Below are 19468 nucleotides of genomic sequence, written 5' to 3'. Positions count from 1 at the left end.
CGAGTGTAGGCGGTGCCCTCGCACGCATGCGACGGCGATCACTCGGAGGGTTATCTTGGTCGCGACGCCGGCGCCGCCGCAGCCGTTCAAACCGAGGAGGACGAAGTTTTGCGCATCGGGAAGATAACGATCGGCTCACTCGATGATTGGACGCTGACCCCCGGCTCGGTCACCTCCTGGCACCCGACCGCCGCGGCCAGCGAAAAAGCCCGGCAAGCCCCGGTGAGTTCCGTGCCGGTGAGTTACATGCAGGGCCAACACCTTCGGAACTACCGCGAACGCACGGCCGCCGGGCTGAACTTCTCACGACAGATCATCGCCACTTGTGAGGTCGCCGGAACGTGCGACGTCGCCGCCATGAACCACGCGGTCAACGCGTACCTGCGGCGGCACGACACGTTCCGCAGTTGGTTCGAGGACACCGGCGACGGAGGGTTCGTCAGGCACACCATCACCGACCCCGCCGATATCGAGTTCGCGCCGATCGACCACGGCGAGATGACGGCCGACGAAATACACGCGCACGTGGTGGCCATACCGAATCCGCTGGAATGGGGTTGCTTCACTTTCGGAATTATCCAAAGCGAGAGCCACTTCACCTTCTTTGCCGCCATGGATCATGTCCACGGGGACGCGACATTGATCGGCACCACGATGATGGAGGCCAACGGCATGTACACGGCGTTGAGCGGGGGCGGCGAGGCCCTTGCTCTTCCCGACGCCGGCAGCTTCGACGATTTCTGCACCCGCGAACGCGAATACACGTCGACGTTGACCGTCGATTCCCCCGAGGTGCGCGCGTGGATTGATTTCGCCGAGAACAATAATGAAGGCTTTCCCGAATTCCCGCTGCCGCTGGGCAACCCGCAGGATTCGAGTAGCAGCACCATGACCTCCGAACTGCTGATGGATGTCGCGCAAACGGAGCGATTCGAATCGGCCTGCGCCGATGCCGGAGCGCGCTTTGTCGGGGGCCTGTTCGCCTGCCTCGCCCTGGTGGAGCATGAATTCACGGGTGCCATGACGTATTACGGGCTTACTCCCCGCGATTCACGCAAAGCCACCGACAATTTCATGACGCAGGGTTGGTTTACCGGCCTGATTCCGATCACCGTGCCGATCGCCGCTGCCTCATTCGGCGATGCCGCATGGGCGGCGCAGGCTTCTTTCGATAACAGCCTGGACATGGCGAAGGTCCCCTACTACCGCGTGCTGGAACTGGCGCCGTGGCTGCGCTGGCCGCAATCAAACTTTCCGGTATCGAACTTCTTCCACGGCGGCGCCGCTCCCCTCAACGCCATTCTTGCCGCCGCCGACCTGGGACTTGCGAACAACATCGGGATCTACCCCGACGGCCGCTATTCGCATCAATTGACCATTTACATATTCCGGTACGGGGAGGGCACGGTCATGGCGATCATGCATCCCGACAACCCGGTCGCCGGGAAATCGGTTGTCCGCTATATGGAGGCGATGAAGTCGGTCTGTGTGCGGGTCGCCGGCAGCGGTAGTTGGGGGCGCGTCGCGTAGCGTGGAGCACTTCGATGGCACGTGATGCGAAATCGCGTGGTTTGACCGGGCCCGGTCGAGGGCGGCCGAGTTGCCGCCGACCGGGGGTGAGGGCGGTATGCGACGGCTAGCCGAATTTGTGGTGCGGTGGCCCTGGGCAGTGATCGGGATCTGGATCACGATCGCGGTCGCACTGCCGCTGACCTTCCCGTCGCTCGGCGAGATGGCCGAGAAGCATCCGCTCGCCATCCTGCCCAGTGACGCACCATCGAGCGTCACCGCCCGAAAGATGACCGAGGCGTTTCACGAATCGGGCTCGGAAAACCTCCTGCTGGTGGTCCTGACCAACGACAAGGGTCTCGGCCCCGCCGACGAAGCCACCTACCGCAAACTGGTGGACGCGCTGCGCCAGGACACGCGAGACGTCTTGATGCTGCAGGATTTCATCAGCACGCCCGCCCTGCGCTCGGCCGTGACCAGCAAGGACCACAAAGCCTGGGTGCTCCCGGTCGGCGTTGCCGGCGAGTTGGGCACTCCGCGCTCCTACGCCTCTTTCAACCGGATCGACGACATCGTCAAAGGCGTCGTCACCGGCACGCCGCTGACGGCCAACCTCACCGGCCCCGCGGCGACCGTCGCCGACCTTACGGTCGCCGGGGCTCGCGACCGGATGCCCATCGAGCTGGCGATCGCGGTTCTGGTGCTCGTCGTTTTGCTGGTGATCTACCGCAGCGCGGTCACCATGCTGCTGCCGTTGCTGACCATCGGCGCATCCCTGGTTATCGCGCAGGCGGTGGTAGCGGGCTACTCCCAACTGACCGGCTCGGGCGTCTCAAACCAGTCCGTGGTCTTCCTGAGCGCGATAATGGCCGGGGCCGGAACGGATTACGCGGTCTTCCTCATCAGCCGATATCACGACTATTTGCGGTCGGGTGCGAATTCCGATGCGGCTGTCAAGCGCGCGATGTTCTCGATCGGCAAAGTGATCGCCGCCTCCGCCGCCACCGTCGGCATCACGTTTCTGCTCATCAGCTTCGCCCGGATGGGCGTGTTCAAAACGGTCGGGGCGTCCGCGGCGATCGGGATCGGTGTGGCGTTCCTCGCCGCGCTGACGTTGCTGCCGGCCGTCCTGGTGCTGGCCGGGCGACGTGGCTGGGTCACTCCCCGACGCGAACTGACCGCGCGATTCTGGCGCCGTTCGGGCATCCGCATCGTGCGGCGACCGAAGGTCAATCTGGTTGCCAGCGTGCTGGTGTTGATTATCTTGGCCAGTTGCGCCGGCCTGGTGCGCTACAACTACGACGATCGCAAAGCGCTGCGGCCGTCCGCGCCAAGCTCCATCGGGTACGCCGCGCTGGATCGCCATTTCCCGGTGAATCAGTCCATTCCGCAATACATCCTGGTCCAATCGCCGCACGACCTGCGCACGCCCAAGGCCCTCGCGGACCTGGAACAGATGGCGGACCGCGTCAGCCAATTGCCGAATGTCGCTGCGGTCAGCGGCATCACGCGCCCCACCGGCAATGTGCCGGAACAATTCCGGGCGACCTATCAGGCGGGCGCCATCGGGACCCTGCTGGCGGACGGGTCCACCCTGATCAAGGACCACACCAGCGACCTCAACCGGCTGGTCGCCGGCGCGGGCACGCTGGCCGACAACCTCGGCAACGTGCGAGGCCAGGTCGTCCAGCTCGCCGCCAGCGTGCAGGAACTGGAGACTGCCTTCTCGTCGGCGAAGAACCAGTACAGCGGCGACGCGCTGGTGAAACAGGTCGACCTCGCGGCCCAGCTCGTCGACCACGTCAACGCGATCAGCAATTCCATGGGCTGGAACTTCTCCGCGGCCAAGAACGTGTTCGCCTGGATAGGTCCGGTGCTGGCGGCGCTGCAGGGCAACCCGCGATGCGATGTCGACCCGTCGTGCAGCGACACCCGCGGGGCATTCGAGCAGCTGCTCGGCCCGCAAAATCAAGCGGACCTCGACGCGATCAACGAGTTGGCCCATCGACTGCAGCAGGCCCCGGACAAACGGGCCCTCAAGGCGTCGACCGATCGGGTGCGCGCTTCGCTGGCGAAGCTCACCAAGGTCCTGCACTCCATGGGGTTGGACAAACCCGGTGGCATGCAAACAAACCTGAATACCGTGCAAGACGGGGCAAACCGATTAGCCGGAGGCAGCCGCCAAGTGGCCGACGCGGTGGCTCAACTCGTCGATCAACTCAAGCAGCTCGGCAGCGGGCTCAACGAGTCAGCGGCGTTTCTGTTGTCGCTGAAACGCGATGCCGCACATCCGGCAATGGCCGGGTTCAATATCCCGCCCCAGCTGCTGCAGTTAGAGCAGTTCCAGAAAGCGGCCAAGGTATTCATTTCGCCGGACGGCCACTCGGTGCGGTATTTGGTTCAAACCAAACTGAATCCGTTCAGCACCCAAGCCATGGATCAGGTCAACGCGATCACCGCGGCCGCGCGGGGAGCTCAGCCGAATACCGCATTGGCGGACGCCACGGTGTCGATGGCGGGATATACCGTCGCCCTGAAGGACACGCGTGACTACTACCAGCACGATATTCGGTTCATCATCGCCGTCACGCTGATGGTCGTGCTATTCACCTTGATCGCACTGTTGCGCGCGATTGTTGCGCCGTTGTATCTGGTTGCTTCCGTGGTCATTTCGTATTTATCGGCGGTGGGTATCGGCGTGCTCGTATTTCAATACCTGCTGGGCCAGCAATTGCATTGGAGTGTGCCCCCGCTGGCATTCGTGGTGTTGGTCGCGGTCGGGGCCGACTACAACATGCTGCTCGTCTCCCGAATGCGGGAGGAGTCTCCGCACAGCATGCGGTACGGCATCATCCGGACGCTGGGCTCGACGGGCGGTGTGATCACCGCGGCGGGACTGATCTTCGCCGCCTCGATGTGCGGCCTGTTGTTCTCCAGCATCAGCACCGTGGTCCAGGGCGGTTTCGTGATCGGGGTGGGAATTTTGCTGGATACCTTCTTGGTGCGCACCATCACGGTCCCCGCCATCGCCGCGCTGGTCGGACGGGCGAACTGGTGGCCTTCCCGAGGGAGCGCGCGGTCGCCGAGCGGACGCGCCGAGCCGCAGCCCGGTTAGCACCCGCACATGATGTATGTGAGACTACGAGGCGAATCCGACCGGTCAGGAGTAGGGATGAAGAAACTACTCGCGGGAGTGACGGCGCTGGTAACCGTCGGTGCCACAGGGTGTTTCGGCGTCAATACCGCGACGGCCGACGAGTCGCCCGTCGGCGGTCCGCCCACTCCGGGAGCCCCCGGCGACCAGACGGCGTTCGCCCTCGGAGGCGCTCACGTCCTCGGCATCCCCTACGACGAGTACATCCGCCAGGAGGGCGCGCAATGGTTCCCCGGCCAGAAGCGCGAAATCGTCCGCTATCCGGCGGGCCAGATTCAGGGGCACGTGCTCGAGCGACTCTTCCCGGGCATCGGCAAGCTCGATGAGCAGTTCCCGGGCCTGGGCGCGGACGGCCCCAGCGTCGGCGAGTCCGTCGACGTGGGGATCGACAACCTCGACGCGGCGATCCGCACCGGCCGGCCGGGCACGGCGATCGGCTTGTCCGAGGGCGGGTTCGTCGTCGATGGCGAGCAGGCCCGGCTGGCGAATGACCCGACCGCACCCCCGCCGGACAAGCTGAATTTCGCCACATTCGGCGACCCGATCGGGCACCACGCCTTCGGTCAGAGCTTCCTGACCGCCGTGTTCCCGGTCGGCAGCTTCGTCCCCGCACTCGACTACACGATGCCGCCGCCGTACGAGAGCCAGTACGACACAAACAGGTTCGTGGCGTCCTACGACTTGATCGCGGACTTCCCCGACCGGCCGGACAACATGTTCGCGCTCGCCAACACGCTGTTGGGGCTCGCCACCGGTCACACGGCGGTGGCCTTCACGAACCCGAGCATGGTGCCGCCCCAGAACATCAGGACGACGATCAACTCCAGGGGCGCGAAGGACACGACGATCATGGTTCCGGAAAAGCACCTTCCGCTCGTCATGCCGCTGAAATACGTCGGGATCGACGAAGGCACGCTGAACAAGCTCGACGCGATCCTGATTCCGCGGGTGAACGCGGGCTACGCGCGAAACGACGACCCGGCGACCGCTCCGGTTCAGGTAGACCCGGTGCACGGCTTCGACCCGGCGGAAGTCACCGCGCCGGCCAACCAGGTGACCTTCGGCGGCGACGCCGACCCGCTGTCACAAGTCCTCGGCGGTGCCATGTCCGCGTTCTCCGACGGCACCGACTGAGCGCGCCTATGTCTCAGTCGTCGATCCTCTCCATGCTGCACGGGCGTGCCAGCCTGCGGCCCCTCGACGTGGCCTACACGTTCACCGACTACCAGCACGACCCGGCGGGTGTGCGCGAGACACTCACCTGGTCGCAGGTCTCGCGCCGAACGCTCAACGTGGCACGCAACCTCGGCCCGCACGGCTCGGTCGGCGACCGGGCGGTGATCCTGGCGCCCCAGAGCATGGACTACATCGCGGCGTTCCTGGGATCCATGCAGGCCGGGCTCATCGCCGTGCCGCTGCCGCTACCGCATCGCGGCTCGAGTCATGAGCGGGTGAGCGCGGTCCTCGCCGACACGTCGCCGTCGGTGGTTCTCACGACGTCCGACGTCGCGGAAGACGTTGCCGAATATGTCGATCAAGCACGCATGGACGACGTCCCCAAGATCGTCGAAATCGATTCGATGAACCTCGATGTCGAGGCCGAAACACACGTTCCGACGGACGATTTGCCTAGCGTCGCTTATTTGCAGTACAGCTCGGGCTCGACCCGCACGCCGACCGGGGTGATGATCTCGCATCGCAATCTCGAGGCGAATTTCGAGCAGCTGATGCGCAGCTTCTTCGTGGATTCCCACGCTAAAGCCCCGCCGAACACCACAATTGTGTCGTGGTTGCCCTTCTATCACGACATGGGTTTGGTGCTGGGAGTTTGTGCGCCGATCCTGGGTGGCTACCGCGGCGAGCTGTCGAGTCCGATTTCGTTCTTGGAACGACCGGCCAGGTGGGTGCGATCCCTGGCCGAAAATCCCCATGCCTGGTCAGCGGCGCCTAACTTCGCCTTCGACTTGGCTGCCCGCAAAACCACCGACAAAGACCTGGCGGGGCTGGACCTCGGCGATGTGCTGGGCATCATCAGCGGCGCCGAACGCGTCGAGCCGGCCACCTTGCACCGCTTTGTGGATCGCTTCGCGCACTTCAATTTCCGGGACCACATGATGCGTCCCTCGTACGGCCTGGCCGAGGCCACCGTCTTCGTGGCGACCGGCGCCTGGAGCGAATCCTCACCGGCCGCACGCTTCGACGTCGAAGAGCTCGGTGCCGGCCGCGTTAGGCCGTGCCCGGCCGGGAGGGGTGTGACGGGCGGCAAGGCTACGGAGCTGGTCAGGTACCGGGTGCCGCAGTCCCCCATGGTGCGGATCGTCGACAGCGAGACGAGCCGCGAATGCCCCCCGGAAGTGATCGGCGAAATTTGGGTGCGGGGCGAGAATGTCGCCGAGGGCTATTGGCGCAAGGCGCCGGCCGAGCAGCGATGCTTCGGCGCCACCCTCGTCGACCCGTCACCGGGGACGCCCGACGGGCCCTGGCTGAGAACCGGCGACCTCGGTTTCATCCACTCCGGTGAGCTGTTCATCGTCGGCCGGATGAAGGATCTACTGATCATTCGTGGGCGCAACCACTATCCCGAGGACATCGAGGCGACGGTCCAGGAGATCACGGGTGGTCGGGTCGCGGCGATATCGGTGCCGGTGAACAGCACCGAGAAGCTGGTCACCGTCATCGAGCTCAAGAAGCGAGGCGACCCCAACGAGGACGCCCAGGACGTCAGGCACTGGCTCACCTCCGTCAAAACCGACGTCACCTCCGCAATCTCCAATGCGCACGGCGTGAACGTCGGGGACCTCGTCCTGGTACCGCCGGGATCCATTCCCACCACGACCAGCGGCAAAATCCGGCGCGCCGCCTGTGTGGAGCAGTACAGCCAGCAGCAATTCGCCCGTCTGGACGCCTGAGCCCCGGCGGTGGACGCGGGCGCGCCGAGAGGTAGCGCGCTTCGCATAATGGTTCCACCCCCGCAGCGGCAAAGGAGCCAAGGATGAGCACAACCAGCATTGACCGTCCCCTACGCGTCATCCAGTGGACGACCGGGAACATCGGGCGGCGGTCGCTGCACGCCATCATCGGGCGACCCGACATGGAACTCGTCGGGGTGTATGCGCACGGCGAGGGCAAGGTCGGGGTCGACGCCGCCGAACTGGCCGGCTGGCCGCAGCCGACCGGGGTGCACGCCACCAACGACATCGACGCGCTGATCGCCCTGGGCGCCGACGCGTGTTGCTACAACCCGTTGTGGCCCAACATCGACGAGTTGGTGCGGCTGCTGGAATCGGGAGTCAACGTGTGCACCAGCGCGGCGTGGATCACCGGAGGGAAGCAGACGCCGCAAGACCGCCAGCGCATCGAGGACGCCTGCCAGAAGGGCAATTCGACGATCTTCGGCAGCGGCGCGCACCCGGGCATGACCAACATGGTTGGCATGGTGCTATCCGCCTCGTGCGAACGCGTCGACGAGATCCGCATCACCGAGTCGGTGGATTGCTCGACCTACGAGTCGGCGGAAACCCAAACCGCAATGGGGTTCTCGCAAGACCCCGACACCCCGGGGCTGGCCGAAAACGTGCGACGGGAAAGCGAGGTCTTTGCCGAGTCGGCGGCGATGATGGCCGACGCCATCGGAGCGAAGCTGGACAAGATGACGTTCGACGTCACGTTCACCGCGGCGACCGGCGACTCCGATCTGGGGTTCATGAAGATTCCCGCCGGAACCGTCGGCAGCGTCTACGGCTACCACCGCGGCTGGGTCGGCGATCGCAACGTCGTCAGCGTCGGGTTCAACTGGACGATGGGCAGCCATGTCGTCCCGCCCAAGCCACTCGAGCACGGGCATGTCATTCAGGTGTTCGGGCTGCCCAACATGCGCACGGTCCTGCACTGCCTGCCGCCCAAGGACTGGACCGAGCCCGGATTCATGGGATTGGGGATGATCTACACCGCGATGCCGGTGACGAATGCCGTCCCCGCGGTGGTGGCGGCCCGGTCGGGCATCGTGACGCTGGCGGATTTGCCACCGGTCACCGGCCGGCTCGCTCGATAGGGCCTAATAGGGCCTATGCCGTTCGCCACATCCGGCGGCCCCCAGGAGGAACGCTTGCGTGCACTATGGTTAGGATGCCTAGCTGAGCAAATTTTCCGTTGACATCGGTGTCGTCGGCGATGGTTGGTGAGCTTTGCGGCAATGCCCGAAGCGGTGGGCGAAAGGCGGACAGGTGATGGCTGATCCGAAATCAGGTCCTCGCCCCGGCATCGCGACCCGCGTGCTGAAAAATGGTTGGATACCGCTGCTGCTTGTCGTCGTTCTGGCTTTGTCTGCACTCGTGGTGTCGCGGCTGCACAAGCTCTTCGGCTCAGAAGATCTCAACGCGAATGCCGGTAAGGGAATCGAAATCGTGCAGTTCAACCCGAAGGTCGTCGTCTACGAGATTTCCGGCGCCCCGGGCACCACGGCGAACATCAACTACTGGGACGCGGACGCCAACACGCATCAGGTCAACAACGCCCCGCTGCCGTGGTCGACCACGATTTCGACCACGCTGCCCTCGGTGAGCGCCAACATCATGGCGCAGAGCAACGGCGGCACGATCAACTGCAAGATCACCGTGGACGGCGTCGTCCGCGACAACCAGAACTCCGACGGCCATAACGCCCAGACCTTCTGCCTGGTGAAGTCCGCATGAGCGACGTGCACAACGAGACCGATTCCGGCGCCAGAAGCGCCGAATACGACGAAGCCACCGGCCCCATCAAAGCGGGGGGCCTGTCCAAGGCCGAGCGCGGCCACCGCCCCTACCTCCCCCACGCGATCCGCATCTTTGCGATCCCGATCATCCTGGGCTGGGTAGTGATAACCGTCTTGGTCAATGTCCTGGTCCCCTCCCTGGAAGTGGTCGGCGAGGCGCATTCGGCGCCGATGACTCCGCTGGACGCGCCGTCGATGAAGGCGATGATGCGCCTGGGCAGTAACTTCCACGAATTCAACTCGAACAGCACGGTGATGATCGTCCTGGAGGGTCAGCAGCCGCTGGGCCCGGACGCGCACAAGTACTACGACAAGCTGATCCGAGACCTGCGCAAGGATCCCGAGCACATCCAGCACATCCAGGACTTCTGGGGCGACCGCCTGACCGCCGCGGGAGCGCAGAGCGCCGACGCCAAGGGCGCGTACGTGCAGGTGAACCTCGCCGGTAATCAGGGCACCACGCAGGCCAACGACTCCGTGGACGCCGTCCGCAAGGTGATCGAAGAGAACAAAGCGCCCCCCGGCGTGAAGGCCTATGTCACCGGTCCCGCGGCGCTGTCCGACGACATGCACATCATCGGTAACGCCAGCCTGGCCAAGATCACGCTGTTCACCCTGGGCGCGATCGCGATCATGCTGCTGCTGGTCTACCGCTCGATCGTCACGACGCTGATCCAGCTTTTCATGACCTTCGTGGCGCTGGCGTGCGCGCGCGGCGTCGTCGCGGTTCTGGCCTATAACAACGCATTTGGGCTCACCACGTTCGCCGCCAACATCCTCACCATGCTGGCGATTGCCGCGGGAACCGACTATGGCATCTTCCTCGTCGGGCGATATCAAGAAGCGTTGGCCGCCGGTGAGGACCGAGAAACGGCCTACTACACCACGTTCAAGGGCGTCGCCCCGGTCGTCCTGGGCTCCGGACTGACGATCGCGGGAGCCACCTACTGCCTGAGTTTTACCCGGCTGCCCTGGTTCAACACCATGGGCGCGCCGGTGGCGATCGGCATGCTGGTCGTGGTGCTCGCCGGACTTTCCCTCGGCCCTGCGGTCGTGTTCATCGGCAGTCGCTTCCATCTCTTCGAAAGGCAGGCGAAGCGAGGGCGACTGTGGCGCCGGGTGGGCACCGCGGTCGTGCGTTGGCCCGCACCCATTTTGGCCGTCAGCGCCGCCATCGTGCTGGTCGGCATGGTGGCACTGCCGGGCTTCAAGCCCAGCTACAACGATCGGCATTACCTGCCGTTGTCAGCCCCAGCCAATCAAGGGCAAGAGGCCGCGAATCGGCACTTCTCCGAGGCCCGGATGAACCCCGACCTGTTGATGGTCGAATCAAACCACGACATGCGAAACCCGGCCGACATGCTGGTCTTGGACCGGGTGGCGAAAAACGAGATGCGCACGCTCGGCATCGCCATGGTTCAGGACATCACCAGGCCGCTGGGCATCCCGATTCAGCACAGCTCGATTCCGTTCCAGAACAGCGTCCAGAGCCAGACGACGATGCAGAACATGGGCTTCCTCAAGGAGCGCATGAACGACATCCTCAAGATGGCCGACGACCTGCAGACCCAAATCGACACCACCCAGCGCCAGTACGAGGTGTCGCTCGATTTGGCCAACGCCGCCGACGACAGCGCCAAGACCACGCAGGTGACGTCGCAGATCACCGACAGCCTGCGCGACCACATCGCCGATTTCGACGACACGTTCCGGCCGGTCCGCACGTACTTCTACTGGGAGAAGCACTGCTACGACATTCCGGTGTGCATCGGGCTGCGGTCTTTGTTCGACACGTTCGATGGGTTCGACCAATTGGCCGAGCAGTTCCACTATTTGACGACCGACATCACGCACACCGCCAAAGCGTCACGCGACCTGACCGAGCTGTTTCCCACGCTGATCGCCACTTTGAAAACGACCAGGGGCATCACGCTGACCCTCTACCAGACGTTCAAGGCGATGATCGACCAGATGGAGGCGATGAGCAACACCGGGATCGTCATGGGGCAGAGCTTTGATCAGTCGAAGAACGACGACTTCTTCTACCTCCCACCAGAAGCCTTTGACAACCCCGACTTCCAGACGGGTCTGCGCATGTTCCTGTCGCCGGACGGTAAGTCGGCGCGATTCTTCATCACCCACCAGGACGATCCGATGACGCCGGAGGGAATTGAACGGGTGGCGGCCGAACGCACCGCCGCTCAGGAGGCGCTGAAGCAATCCTCGCTGGCCGACGCCAAGGTGTATCTCGGCGGAACCGCCGCGACGTTCAAAGACATGGCTGACGGTGAGAAGTACGACCTGATGATCGCCGTCATCGCGTCACTGACGCTGATCTTCATGATCATGCTGCTGCTGACCCGAAGCGTGGTGGCCGCGCTGGTCATCGTCGGCACCGCGGCCAGCTCGATCGCGGCGTCTTTCGGTCTGTCCGTGCTGATTTGGCAGGATTTGTTCGGCATCAATATCCACTGGATCGTGATGGCGCTGGCGGTCATCATCCTGCTGGCGGTCGGATCCGACTACAACCTGTTGCTGGTGTCCCGGTTCAGGGAAGAGATCCATCACGGCCTCAAGACCGGGATCATCCGGTCGATGGCCGGGACCGGTGGGGTGGTGACGGCCGCAGGTCTGGTGTTCGCCTTCACCATGGCGTCCATGCTGGGGAGCGATCTGCGCGTGCTCGGTCAGTTCGGCTCGACCGTGTGCATCGGTCTGCTGCTCGACACGCTGATCGTGCGCACGCTGCTGATGCCGTCGATCGCCACGCTGCTCGGGCGGTGGTTCTGGTGGCCGCAGGTTGTTCACCCGCGCGGCGACAACGCGCGACGTCCCGTGAGCGCCTAGGCCGATGCCGGCGACCCGCAGCGCCCGGCTACGCCGCGCTTGCGATCGCCACTAAACTTCTGCGAGCTGAACACTCACCGCGACCGCGCCCGCGCCGACGTGCAGCGCCAGCACCGGCCCCAGCTCGGTGACGATCGCCGGCTCGCACGCCGGTAACCGCTCGCCCAGCGCCGCCGCCACCTCGGCGGCGCCGTCCGGGTTGTTGACGTGGTGCACCGCCAGGGCCGCGGTGCCGTCGCCGACGGTCTGGCAGACCCGGTCGATCATCGCCTCCGTCGCGTGACTGACAGTCCGGACCCGCTGGGCCAGAACGAGTTTCCCGTCGTCGATACGCAACAACGGTTTGAGTGCCAGCGCGGTGCCCAGCCATGCCGCCGCCCCGCCGATGCGTCCGCTGCGGCGCAGGTTGTCCAGCCGGTGCACCACGATGAAGGCATGCCCGCGCGCCACCGCCGCGCGCGCGGCATCCGCGACGGCGTCCAGGTCGGCGCCGGTGGCCGCTGCCCGCGCGGCGGCCACGGCCACGAATCCGGTGCCCATCGCGGCCGATTTGGAGTCGACGACCCGCACGTTGGGATCTAGGTCGGCCGCGGTGCGCTCGGCGGCCCGGCACGTTCCCGACAGCGCCGACGAAATGTGTACCGCCACCACACCATCGGCGCCGCTGTCGGCCAACGCCTGTTGGTAAGCGTCGGCCAGTTCGGCCGGGGTGGCCGCCGCGGTTGTCGCCGCGAGCTTGTGGATGTCCCCCGGAATGTCGTCCACGCCGTCGCGCAGGTCGGTGCCGTCAAGCAGGATGTGCAGGGGGACAACGCGAATCCCCCACTTGTCGAGCAGGTCTGCCGGCAGCCGGGCCGACGAGTCGGTCACCACGACGATGGTCACGAGCGGGGCTTGTCGTTCGAAATGCCGGCTTCGGCGAGCGCTTTGAGCATCAGCTCCGCGACCGCCTGGTGGGCCTCGAAGTTCCAATGGATTCCGTCGGGGTTTCCCCGACCGCTCATCACGTGTTCGGCGACAGCGGCTTTGAGATCGACCAGGGGCACATCGTGATTTTGCGCCCACTCGGTGATCGCGGCCACGGTCCCCGCCCGGCCGTGGTGGGCCCTGCCGTAGGTGTCGGCGATGTGCACCGACGGCAGCGACGCGACGATCGGGATCCCGGGGCGGTTGAAATCGATTGCGCCACGGGTCTGTTCGAGATAGTCGGCGCTCAGGTGCGGCGGCAGGGCGGGCCTGGCCACCGGGGAGAGCCTGGGCTGCAGCCACCCGTAGCCGTCGCGGACCCACCGCCGCAGCAAGGGCGGCCGCACGTAGCGGATCAGCTCACGCAGGGCGGTGGGCAGCACCGACGGCAGCGAATCCATGCCACCGGTGGCGAAGATGACCGCCCCCGCGCGCGGTAGCGCCGCCCACGCCCGCGGATCCTGGGTTGCCGCCCACCAGACATCCCGACAGGTCCAGCCGATGCGGCCGATCAGCTCCACATCCCAACCCAATTGGGCGGCAACGATGTTCGGCCAGATGCGGGGATCGTCGGCGGGGAGACCCCCCGTGGGGCCGTAGTAGGCCAGCGAGTCGGCGAAGATCAACAGGGTGGGCCGGTGCCGCTGCTCAGAGGACATCGTTGGACACCTGTGCCGAGGCGTTCCACACATCCAGACGCCAGCGGATGCTTTCGAATTCGTCGTCCCCGTCGCCGGAATGGCCGGAAAGCTGAACCCAGCTGGCATTGCCCATGCCACCCAGAATCGGCCAGTTTTCGACGGGAAGCTTCAGCAGCGCGGCCGACAGCGCGGCGATCAGTCCCCCGTGGGCCACCAGCACCACCGGGCGGTCCGGGCCGTCGGGATCGCCCCATTCCGGCTCGGCGGAGACCAGTTCGGCGACCAACGGCACGCTGCGCGCCGCGACGTCGACACGGCTTTCGCCGCCATGCGGGGCCCAGGTCGCGTCCTCGCGCCAGGCCAGCCGGGCGCCGGGGGCCTGCGTGTCGACCTCGGTGTGGGTCAATCCCTGCCAGTCGCCGAGATGCGTTTCCCGCAGCCGCTGATCCACCCGGATCGCCAAGCCGGTGACCTCCCCCAACCTGACCGCCGTGTCGTAGGCGCGATGCAAATCCGACGACACGATCAGCAACGGCTGTGACTTGCCCAGCACCTCGGCGGCCGCGATGGCCTGCGCCCGCCCGAGCTCGCTGAGTTCGGAATCGAGCTGGCCCTGCATCCGGCTGCCGGCGTTGAACTCAGTTTGCCCGTGCCGCAACATGATCAGCCGACGGATCTTCATTGTGCGCTCGAGTCTTCGGCGTCCCCGTTGCGCTCGTCCAGGTCCACCGGAACCACCGGGCAGTCGCTCCACAGCCGGTCCAGGGCATAGAAGTCACGGTCGTCCTGATGCTGAATGTGCACGACGATGTCGCGGTAGTCCAGCAGCGTCCAGCGGCCTTCACGGGTGCCCTCGCGGCGGGCGGGTTTGTAGCCCGCCTTGCGCATTTTCTCCTCGACCTCGTCGACGATGGCGTTGACCTGTCGCTCGTTGGACGCCGAGGCGATCACGAAACAGTCGGTGATGGCGAGCTGCGCGGACACGTCGATGACGACGACGTCGTTGGCGAGCTTCGCGGCGGCGGCGCCGGCGGCCACCGTCGCCATGTCGATGGCTTCCTGGGTGGCGCTCATGGGAGATCCCCTGGGGTCAGGCTGGTTTCGTTCACGGCCACCGCCGGGCCCGCATCGGCGCGGTAGAGCCGGCGCTTGGAGACGTACTGCACGACGCCGTCGGGCATCAGGTACCACAGCGGCCGCCGCTGCGCCGCGCGCCGACGACAATCGGTCGACGAGATCGCGAGTGCGGGTATCTCGACCAGGGTTAGCGCGTCGTCGGGCAGCTCACCCAACACCCCGGTGATGTGTTCGCGCCGCAGCTCGTAGCCGGGTCGGCTGACGCCGATAAAGTGCGCCAGCTCGAACAGCGTCTCCCAGCCCTGCCAGGACAGGATGGAGGCCAGGGCGTCGGCGCCGGTGATGAAGTACAGCTCCGAGTCCGGGTTGAGGGCGTGCAGATCGCGCAACGTGTCCTTGGTGTAGGTGGGGCCGCCGCGGTCGATGTCGACCCGACTCACCGAGAACCGGGGATTGGACGCCGTGGCGATCACCGTCATCAGATACCGGTCCTCGGCGGCAGAGACGTGCCGATCCTTCTGCCAGGGCTGACCGCTGGGCACGAACACGACTTGGTCGAGGTCGAACAGGTCGGCGACCTCACTGGCGGCAACCAGGTGGCCGTAATGGATGGGGTCGAACGTCCCACCCATCACTCCTAACCTGCGAAGCTGCTTTTGCACGATGTGCCAGCTTACTTGAGGCGATGATCAGGCCTGCCCGAGCTGTCGTCACATGCACCACATCAGTCCCTGTCCGGAGTGGCACGCCTGGGACGGAGACTGCCGTGCCTGGAGTGACCGGGCGCCCGCCGAGACCCCTCAGACGGGCAGCAGTTGGTCGATCACCGCGGCCAGCTGCTTGGCGGACCGGCATTCGTGCATCGCGATGACCTCTTGATAGCGCGGCACCGCCGAGTCGCCGCTGCCCCACAGATGCTTGGGTTCGGGATTCAGCCAGTGCGCGTGCCGGCTGGCGGTCACCATGTGCGACAGCAGCTCGGTTTCCGGATTGCGATAGTTGGTGCGACCATCGCCGAGCACCAGCAGTGAGGTGCGCGGGGAGAGCACGTTGGGGAACGCCTGCACGAACGAGGCGAACGCGTTGCCGTAGTCGGAATGGCCGTCGCGGCTGTAGACGCCCGACTCCCGGGTGATCCGCTGGATGGCCACGGCCAGGTCGGCTTCCGGGCCGAACATGTGGGTCACTTCGTCGGTCGTGTCGATGAAGGCGAACACGCGAACGCGCGAGAACTGTTGGCGCAGAGCATGTACCAGCAGCAGGGTGAAGTGACTGAACCCGGCGACCGAGCCGGAGACATCGCAGAGCACCACCAGTTCGGGCCGGGCCGGGCGCGGCTTGGCCAGCACTACGTCGATCGGCACCCCGCCGGTGGACATCGACTTGCGCAGCGTCTTACGGAGATCGATCGTCCCGGCCCGGCTGCGCCGCCGGCGCGCCGCGAGCCGGGTCGCCAGGGTCCGGGCCAACGGGGCCACCACTCGGCGCATCTGACGCAACTGCTCACCGGAGGCGCGCAGGAATTCCACGTTCTCCGAAAGCTGGGGAATGCCGTACATCTGGACGTGATCACGACCCAGCTGCTCCGCAGTGCGCCTTTTGGTCTCGGCGTCGACCATCTTCCGCAATTGGGTGATTCGCTGCGCCGCAAGGGCTTTGGCGATCTCCTCCTGGGAGGGCGTGGGTTCGTCGCCGTAGGAGGCCAGCAGACCCGCCAACAACTTGCCCTCGAGTTCGTCCAGGGCCATCGCCTTGAGCGCCTGATAGGACGAGAAGGACGGGCCCCGGCTGGAATTGTATTTCCCGTAGGCCTCGACGATGCGGGCGATCATGGCGACCAGGCGCTCGTCCATGTCGGCGAGATCGGGGTTGTCGGCCAGCAGGTCCAACAGCATCTGGCGCATCGCCTCGACGTCGTCGGGCGGCAACGCGTTGTCGTCCGGGCTGTCGTTCGCCTCGTCCTCGGTGACCACCGCGCGGGCGCCCAGCGCCGCCGGGAACCACAGGTCGAACATGGCGTCATAGGTTTCACGATGATCCGACCGGCGCAGCACGGCGCACGCGATGCCCTCGCGCAATACCTCACGGTTGCCCAGGCCGAGCGTGGCCAGCACCCGGCCGGCGTCCACCGTCTCCGACGGGCCGACCGAGATCCCCGCTCCGCGAAGCGCTTCCACGAAGCCGACCAGGTGCCCCGGCAGCCCATGCGGGGCGAGCGGCCGGGCGGGTCGGATGCGGCGGGCGGCCATGACGGTCTTCCTAGTTCAGACGGAGCTCGCCGGCCGCGCGCTGCTGGTCGGATTGATGTTTGAGGACCACGCCCAGCGTGGCGGCGACGACCGCGTCGTCGATGGTGTCCAGGCCCAGCGCCAGCAGCGTGCGGCCCCAGTCGATGGTCTCGGCGATGGACGGGACCTTCTTGAGTTGCATCCCGCGCAGCACGCCGATGATGCGCACGAGCTCCTCGGCCAGATGTGCGGGCAACTCGGGCACCCGGGACAACAGAATGCGACGTTCCAGCTCGGGGCTGGGAAAGTCGATGTGCAGGAACAGGCAGCGACGCTTGAGCGCCTCGGAGAGTTCGCGGGTCGCGTTGGAGGTCAGCACCACCAGGGGCGTGCGCTCGGCGGTGATCGTGCCCAGTTCGGGGACGGTCACGGCGAAGTCCGACAACACCTCCAGCAGCAGGCCCTCGATCTCGATGTCGGCCTTGTCGGTCTCGTCGATGAGCAGCACCGTGGGCTCGGTGCGCCGGATGGCGGTCAGCAGCGGACGCTGCAGCAGGAACTCCTCGCTGAACACGTCGTCCTTGGTCTGGTCCCAGTCCCCGGAGCCGGCCTGGATGCGCAGGATTTGCTTGGCGTGGTTCCACTCGTAGAGGGCGCGGGCCTCGTCGACCCCCTCGTAGCACTGCAGGCGGACCAGGCCCGACCCGGTGGCCTGGGCCACGGCGCGGGCCAATTCGGTCTTGCCCACGCCGGCCGGGCCCTCCACCAACAACGGCTTGCCGAGCCGGTCGGCCAGGAACACGGCCGTCGCGGTGGCGGTGTCGGGCAGGTAGCCGGTCTCGGCCAACCGTCGCGAGACGTCGTCGATGTCCTCGAACAACGGCTTTGACCGGGCGGGCACACTCACAATCGATTCTCCTAAAACACTTTCGCCACGGGGGGCGTCACGCCGGACGGGTCTGTCCGTCTCCCCACGCAATCCATTTGGTCGAAGTCAATTCGGGCAGGCCCATGGGACCGCGGGCATGCAATTTCTGGGTGGAGATACCGATTTCGGCGCCGAAACCGAACTGTTCCCCGTCGGTGAACGCCGTGGACGCGTTCACCATCACCGCCGCGGCGTCGACAGCATCGGTAAACCGTTGCGCCGCAGCCATATTGGTGGTCACGATGGCCTCGGTGTGACCGGTGCCGTACTCGTTGATGTGGGCGATCGCGGCGTCGATACCGTCGACCACCGCCACCGCGATGTCCATCGACAAGTACTCGCGCCGCAGGTCGTCCTCGTGCGCGTCCCTGGAGAAGCCGCCGTGCACGGTCACACCGGCGTCCTGCAGGGCGGTCACTAGCCGCGGCAGCGCCTCCTCGGCGATCGTGGCGTCGACGAGCAGCGTCTCGGCGGCGTTGCAGACGCTCGGCCGGCGCGTCTTGGAATTCAGCAGGATCCGCTCCGCCACATCCAAATCGGCGCCGTCGTGGACGTATACGTGGCAGTTGCCAACCCCGGTTTCGATGGTAGGCACCTGTGCGTCGCGGACCACCGCGTTGATCAGACTCGCTCCGCCGCGCGGGATCACCACATCGACCAGGCCGCGGGCCTGGATCAGATGCGTCACCGTGGCGCGGTCGTCGGACGACAGCAGTTGCACCGCATCGGCGGGCAGGTCCTCGCTGACCAGCGACGCCCGCAACACCTGCACCAGCGCCTGGTTGGACCGGGTCGCCGAGGAGCTGCCGCGCAACAGCACGGCGTTGCCGGACTTCAACGCCAAACCGAACGCGTCGACGGTCACGTTGGGCCGACCCTCATAGATCATCCCCACGACGCCGAGCGGGACCCGCTGCTGGCGCAGCTGCAGCCCGTTCGGCAACGTGTAGCCGCGCAACACCTCCCCGACGGGATCGGGAAGCCCGGCGACCTGACGCAGGCCCGCGGCGATGCCCTCAACGCGCTTGGTATCCAAGGCCAGTCGGTCGAGCATCGCGGTTGGCGTGCCCGTGGCGCGGGCGGCCTCGACGTCTTCGGCGTTGGCGGACAGGATCAATTCGGCGTGTGCGGTAATCGCATCGGCCGCCGAGCGCAGCGCCTGGTCTTTGGCGACGGTCGGCAACAACGCCAGCACACGGGACGCGACGCGGGCGCGGCGGGCGGCGTCGTGCACCTCCCGGCGCAAGTCAGGCTCCCGCTGGGCCGCTCCGCTGCGGAATGGTGCCTGCAGACTCATTGAACCAGGGTATCCGGCCGCAAAAGCCCGGGTGACGCGGCCCACTAGCCCGAATGGTGGCGACCCGC

The 19468-nt window shown here is 65.9% G+C and carries 15 protein-coding genes; 7 read left to right on the top strand and 8 right to left on the bottom strand.

Annotated elements, in window-relative coordinates; all coding sequences use genetic code 11:
• Positions 1-108: 108 nt before the first annotated feature.
• From G6N26_RS00160 to G6N26_RS00130, 7 genes are all read left to right on the top strand, one after another.
• The gene (locus G6N26_RS00160; RefSeq protein WP_067169032.1) at positions 109-1530 is read left to right on the top strand and encodes a condensation domain-containing protein; all 1422 of its coding nucleotides are present in this window, start codon (positions 109-111) and stop codon (positions 1528-1530) included.
• Between the two features lie 97 nt (positions 1531-1627).
• A complete protein-coding gene (locus tag G6N26_RS00155) occupies positions 1628-4624 on the top strand; it encodes an MMPL/RND family transporter (RefSeq protein WP_082991386.1) in 2997 nt (998 codons plus the stop codon).
• A gap of 57 nt (positions 4625-4681) precedes the next feature.
• Positions 4682-5797 carry an acyltransferase PE gene (gene pe, locus G6N26_RS00150; protein ID WP_083015544.1) on the top strand — a complete coding sequence of 372 codons (1116 nt, stop codon included), beginning with the start codon at positions 4682-4684 and terminating at the stop codon, positions 5795-5797.
• 8 nt (positions 5798-5805) lie between these two features.
• Positions 5806-7572 carry an AMP-binding protein gene (locus G6N26_RS00145; protein ID WP_082991385.1) on the top strand — a complete coding sequence of 589 codons (1767 nt, stop codon included), beginning with the start codon at positions 5806-5808 and terminating at the stop codon, positions 7570-7572.
• 83 nt (positions 7573-7655) lie between these two features.
• Entirely contained in the window at positions 7656-8714 is a 1059-nt protein-coding gene (locus G6N26_RS00140; RefSeq protein WP_083015541.1) for an NAD(P)H-dependent amine dehydrogenase family protein, read from the top strand.
• A gap of 175 nt (positions 8715-8889) precedes the next feature.
• Positions 8890-9354: an MmpS family transport accessory protein gene (locus G6N26_RS00135; protein WP_179960269.1), complete on the top strand. Its 465-nt coding sequence runs from the start codon at positions 8890-8892 to the stop codon at positions 9352-9354.
• The gene (locus G6N26_RS00130; RefSeq protein WP_067169012.1) at positions 9351-12263 is read left to right on the top strand and encodes an MMPL/RND family transporter; all 2913 of its coding nucleotides are present in this window, start codon (positions 9351-9353) and stop codon (positions 12261-12263) included. The genes G6N26_RS00135 and G6N26_RS00130 overlap by 4 nt, the downstream gene beginning before the upstream one ends.
• 51 nt (positions 12264-12314) lie before the next feature.
• Here the strand turns inward: G6N26_RS00130 and G6N26_RS00125 are convergent, their stop codons facing one another.
• From G6N26_RS00125 to G6N26_RS00090, 8 genes are all read right to left on the bottom strand, one after another.
• A complete protein-coding gene (locus G6N26_RS00125) occupies positions 12315-13148 on the bottom strand; it encodes a DegV family protein (RefSeq protein ID WP_083015538.1) in 834 nt (277 codons plus the stop codon).
• A complete protein-coding gene (octT, locus tag G6N26_RS00120; RefSeq protein WP_067169009.1) occupies positions 13145-13888 on the bottom strand; it encodes a diglucosylglycerate octanoyltransferase in 744 nt (247 codons plus the stop codon). The genes G6N26_RS00125 and octT overlap by 4 nt, the downstream gene beginning before the upstream one ends.
• A complete protein-coding gene (gene gpgP, locus G6N26_RS00115; protein ID WP_067169007.1) occupies positions 13878-14552 on the bottom strand; it encodes a glucosyl-3-phosphoglycerate phosphatase in 675 nt (224 codons plus the stop codon). Before gpgP ends, octT begins: the two co-directional genes overlap by 11 nt.
• Positions 14549-14944 carry a ribosome silencing factor gene (gene rsfS / locus G6N26_RS00110; protein ID WP_067169006.1) on the bottom strand — a complete coding sequence of 132 codons (396 nt, stop codon included), beginning with the start codon at positions 14942-14944 and terminating at the stop codon, positions 14549-14551. Before rsfS ends, gpgP begins: the two co-directional genes overlap by 4 nt.
• Entirely contained in the window at positions 14941-15579 is a 639-nt protein-coding gene (gene nadD / locus G6N26_RS00105) for a nicotinate-nucleotide adenylyltransferase (protein ID WP_232067513.1), read from the bottom strand. The genes rsfS and nadD overlap by 4 nt, the downstream gene beginning before the upstream one ends.
• A 168-nt stretch (positions 15580-15747) precedes the next feature.
• The gene (locus G6N26_RS00100; protein WP_067169002.1) at positions 15748-17196 is read right to left on the bottom strand and encodes a vWA domain-containing protein; all 1449 of its coding nucleotides are present in this window, start codon (positions 17194-17196) and stop codon (positions 15748-15750) included.
• Positions 17197-17206: 10 nt separating this feature from the next.
• Positions 17207-18082, bottom strand: coding sequence for an AAA family ATPase (locus G6N26_RS00095; protein ID WP_067169001.1), 876 nt, complete (start codon positions 18080-18082; stop codon positions 17207-17209).
• A gap of 37 nt (positions 18083-18119) precedes the next feature.
• Positions 18120-19400 (bottom strand): glutamate-5-semialdehyde dehydrogenase, encoded by a 1281-nt coding sequence (locus G6N26_RS00090; protein ID WP_067168999.1) that lies wholly within the window; start codon positions 19398-19400, stop codon positions 18120-18122.
• Between the last annotated feature and the right edge of the window lie 68 nt (positions 19401-19468).

The sequence above is a fragment of the Mycobacterium marseillense genome (assembly GCF_010731675.1).
Taxonomy (GTDB): Bacteria; Actinomycetota; Actinomycetes; order Mycobacteriales; family Mycobacteriaceae; genus Mycobacterium; species Mycobacterium marseillense.
Note: the sequence above shows the minus strand (reverse complement) of the source record. Positions and strands in the feature narration are given on the sequence as shown.

What these genes read in the sequence shown, in the direction of transcription:
- G6N26_RS00155 (WP_082991386.1), top strand. Translation starts at nt 1,628, where the DNA reads ATGCGACGGCTAGCCGAATTTGTGGTGCGGTGGCCCTGGGCAGTGATC.
- pe (WP_083015544.1), top strand. Translation starts at nt 4,682, where the DNA reads ATGAAGAAACTACTCGCGGGAGTGACGGCGCTGGTAACCGTCGGTGCC.
- G6N26_RS00145 (WP_082991385.1), top strand. Translation starts at nt 5,806, where the DNA reads ATGTCTCAGTCGTCGATCCTCTCCATGCTGCACGGGCGTGCCAGCCTG.
- G6N26_RS00140 (WP_083015541.1), top strand. Translation starts at nt 7,656, where the DNA reads ATGAGCACAACCAGCATTGACCGTCCCCTACGCGTCATCCAGTGGACG.
- G6N26_RS00135 (WP_179960269.1), top strand. Translation starts at nt 8,890, where the DNA reads ATGGCTGATCCGAAATCAGGTCCTCGCCCCGGCATCGCGACCCGCGTG.
- G6N26_RS00130 (WP_067169012.1), top strand. Translation starts at nt 9,351, where the DNA reads ATGAGCGACGTGCACAACGAGACCGATTCCGGCGCCAGAAGCGCCGAA.
- octT (WP_067169009.1), bottom strand. Translation starts at nt 13,888, where the DNA reads ATGTCCTCTGAGCAGCGGCACCGGCCCACCCTGTTGATCTTCGCCGAC.
- gpgP (WP_067169007.1), bottom strand. Translation starts at nt 14,552, where the DNA reads ATGAAGATCCGTCGGCTGATCATGTTGCGGCACGGGCAAACTGAGTTC.
- rsfS (WP_067169006.1), bottom strand. Translation starts at nt 14,944, where the DNA reads ATGAGCGCCACCCAGGAAGCCATCGACATGGCGACGGTGGCCGCCGGC.
- nadD (WP_232067513.1), bottom strand. Translation starts at nt 15,579, where the DNA reads ATGGGTGGGACGTTCGACCCCATCCATTACGGCCACCTGGTTGCCGCC.
- G6N26_RS00100 (WP_067169002.1), bottom strand. Translation starts at nt 17,196, where the DNA reads ATGGCCGCCCGCCGCATCCGACCCGCCCGGCCGCTCGCCCCGCATGGG.
- G6N26_RS00090 (WP_067168999.1), bottom strand. Translation starts at nt 19,400, where the DNA reads ATGAGTCTGCAGGCACCATTCCGCAGCGGAGCGGCCCAGCGGGAGCCT.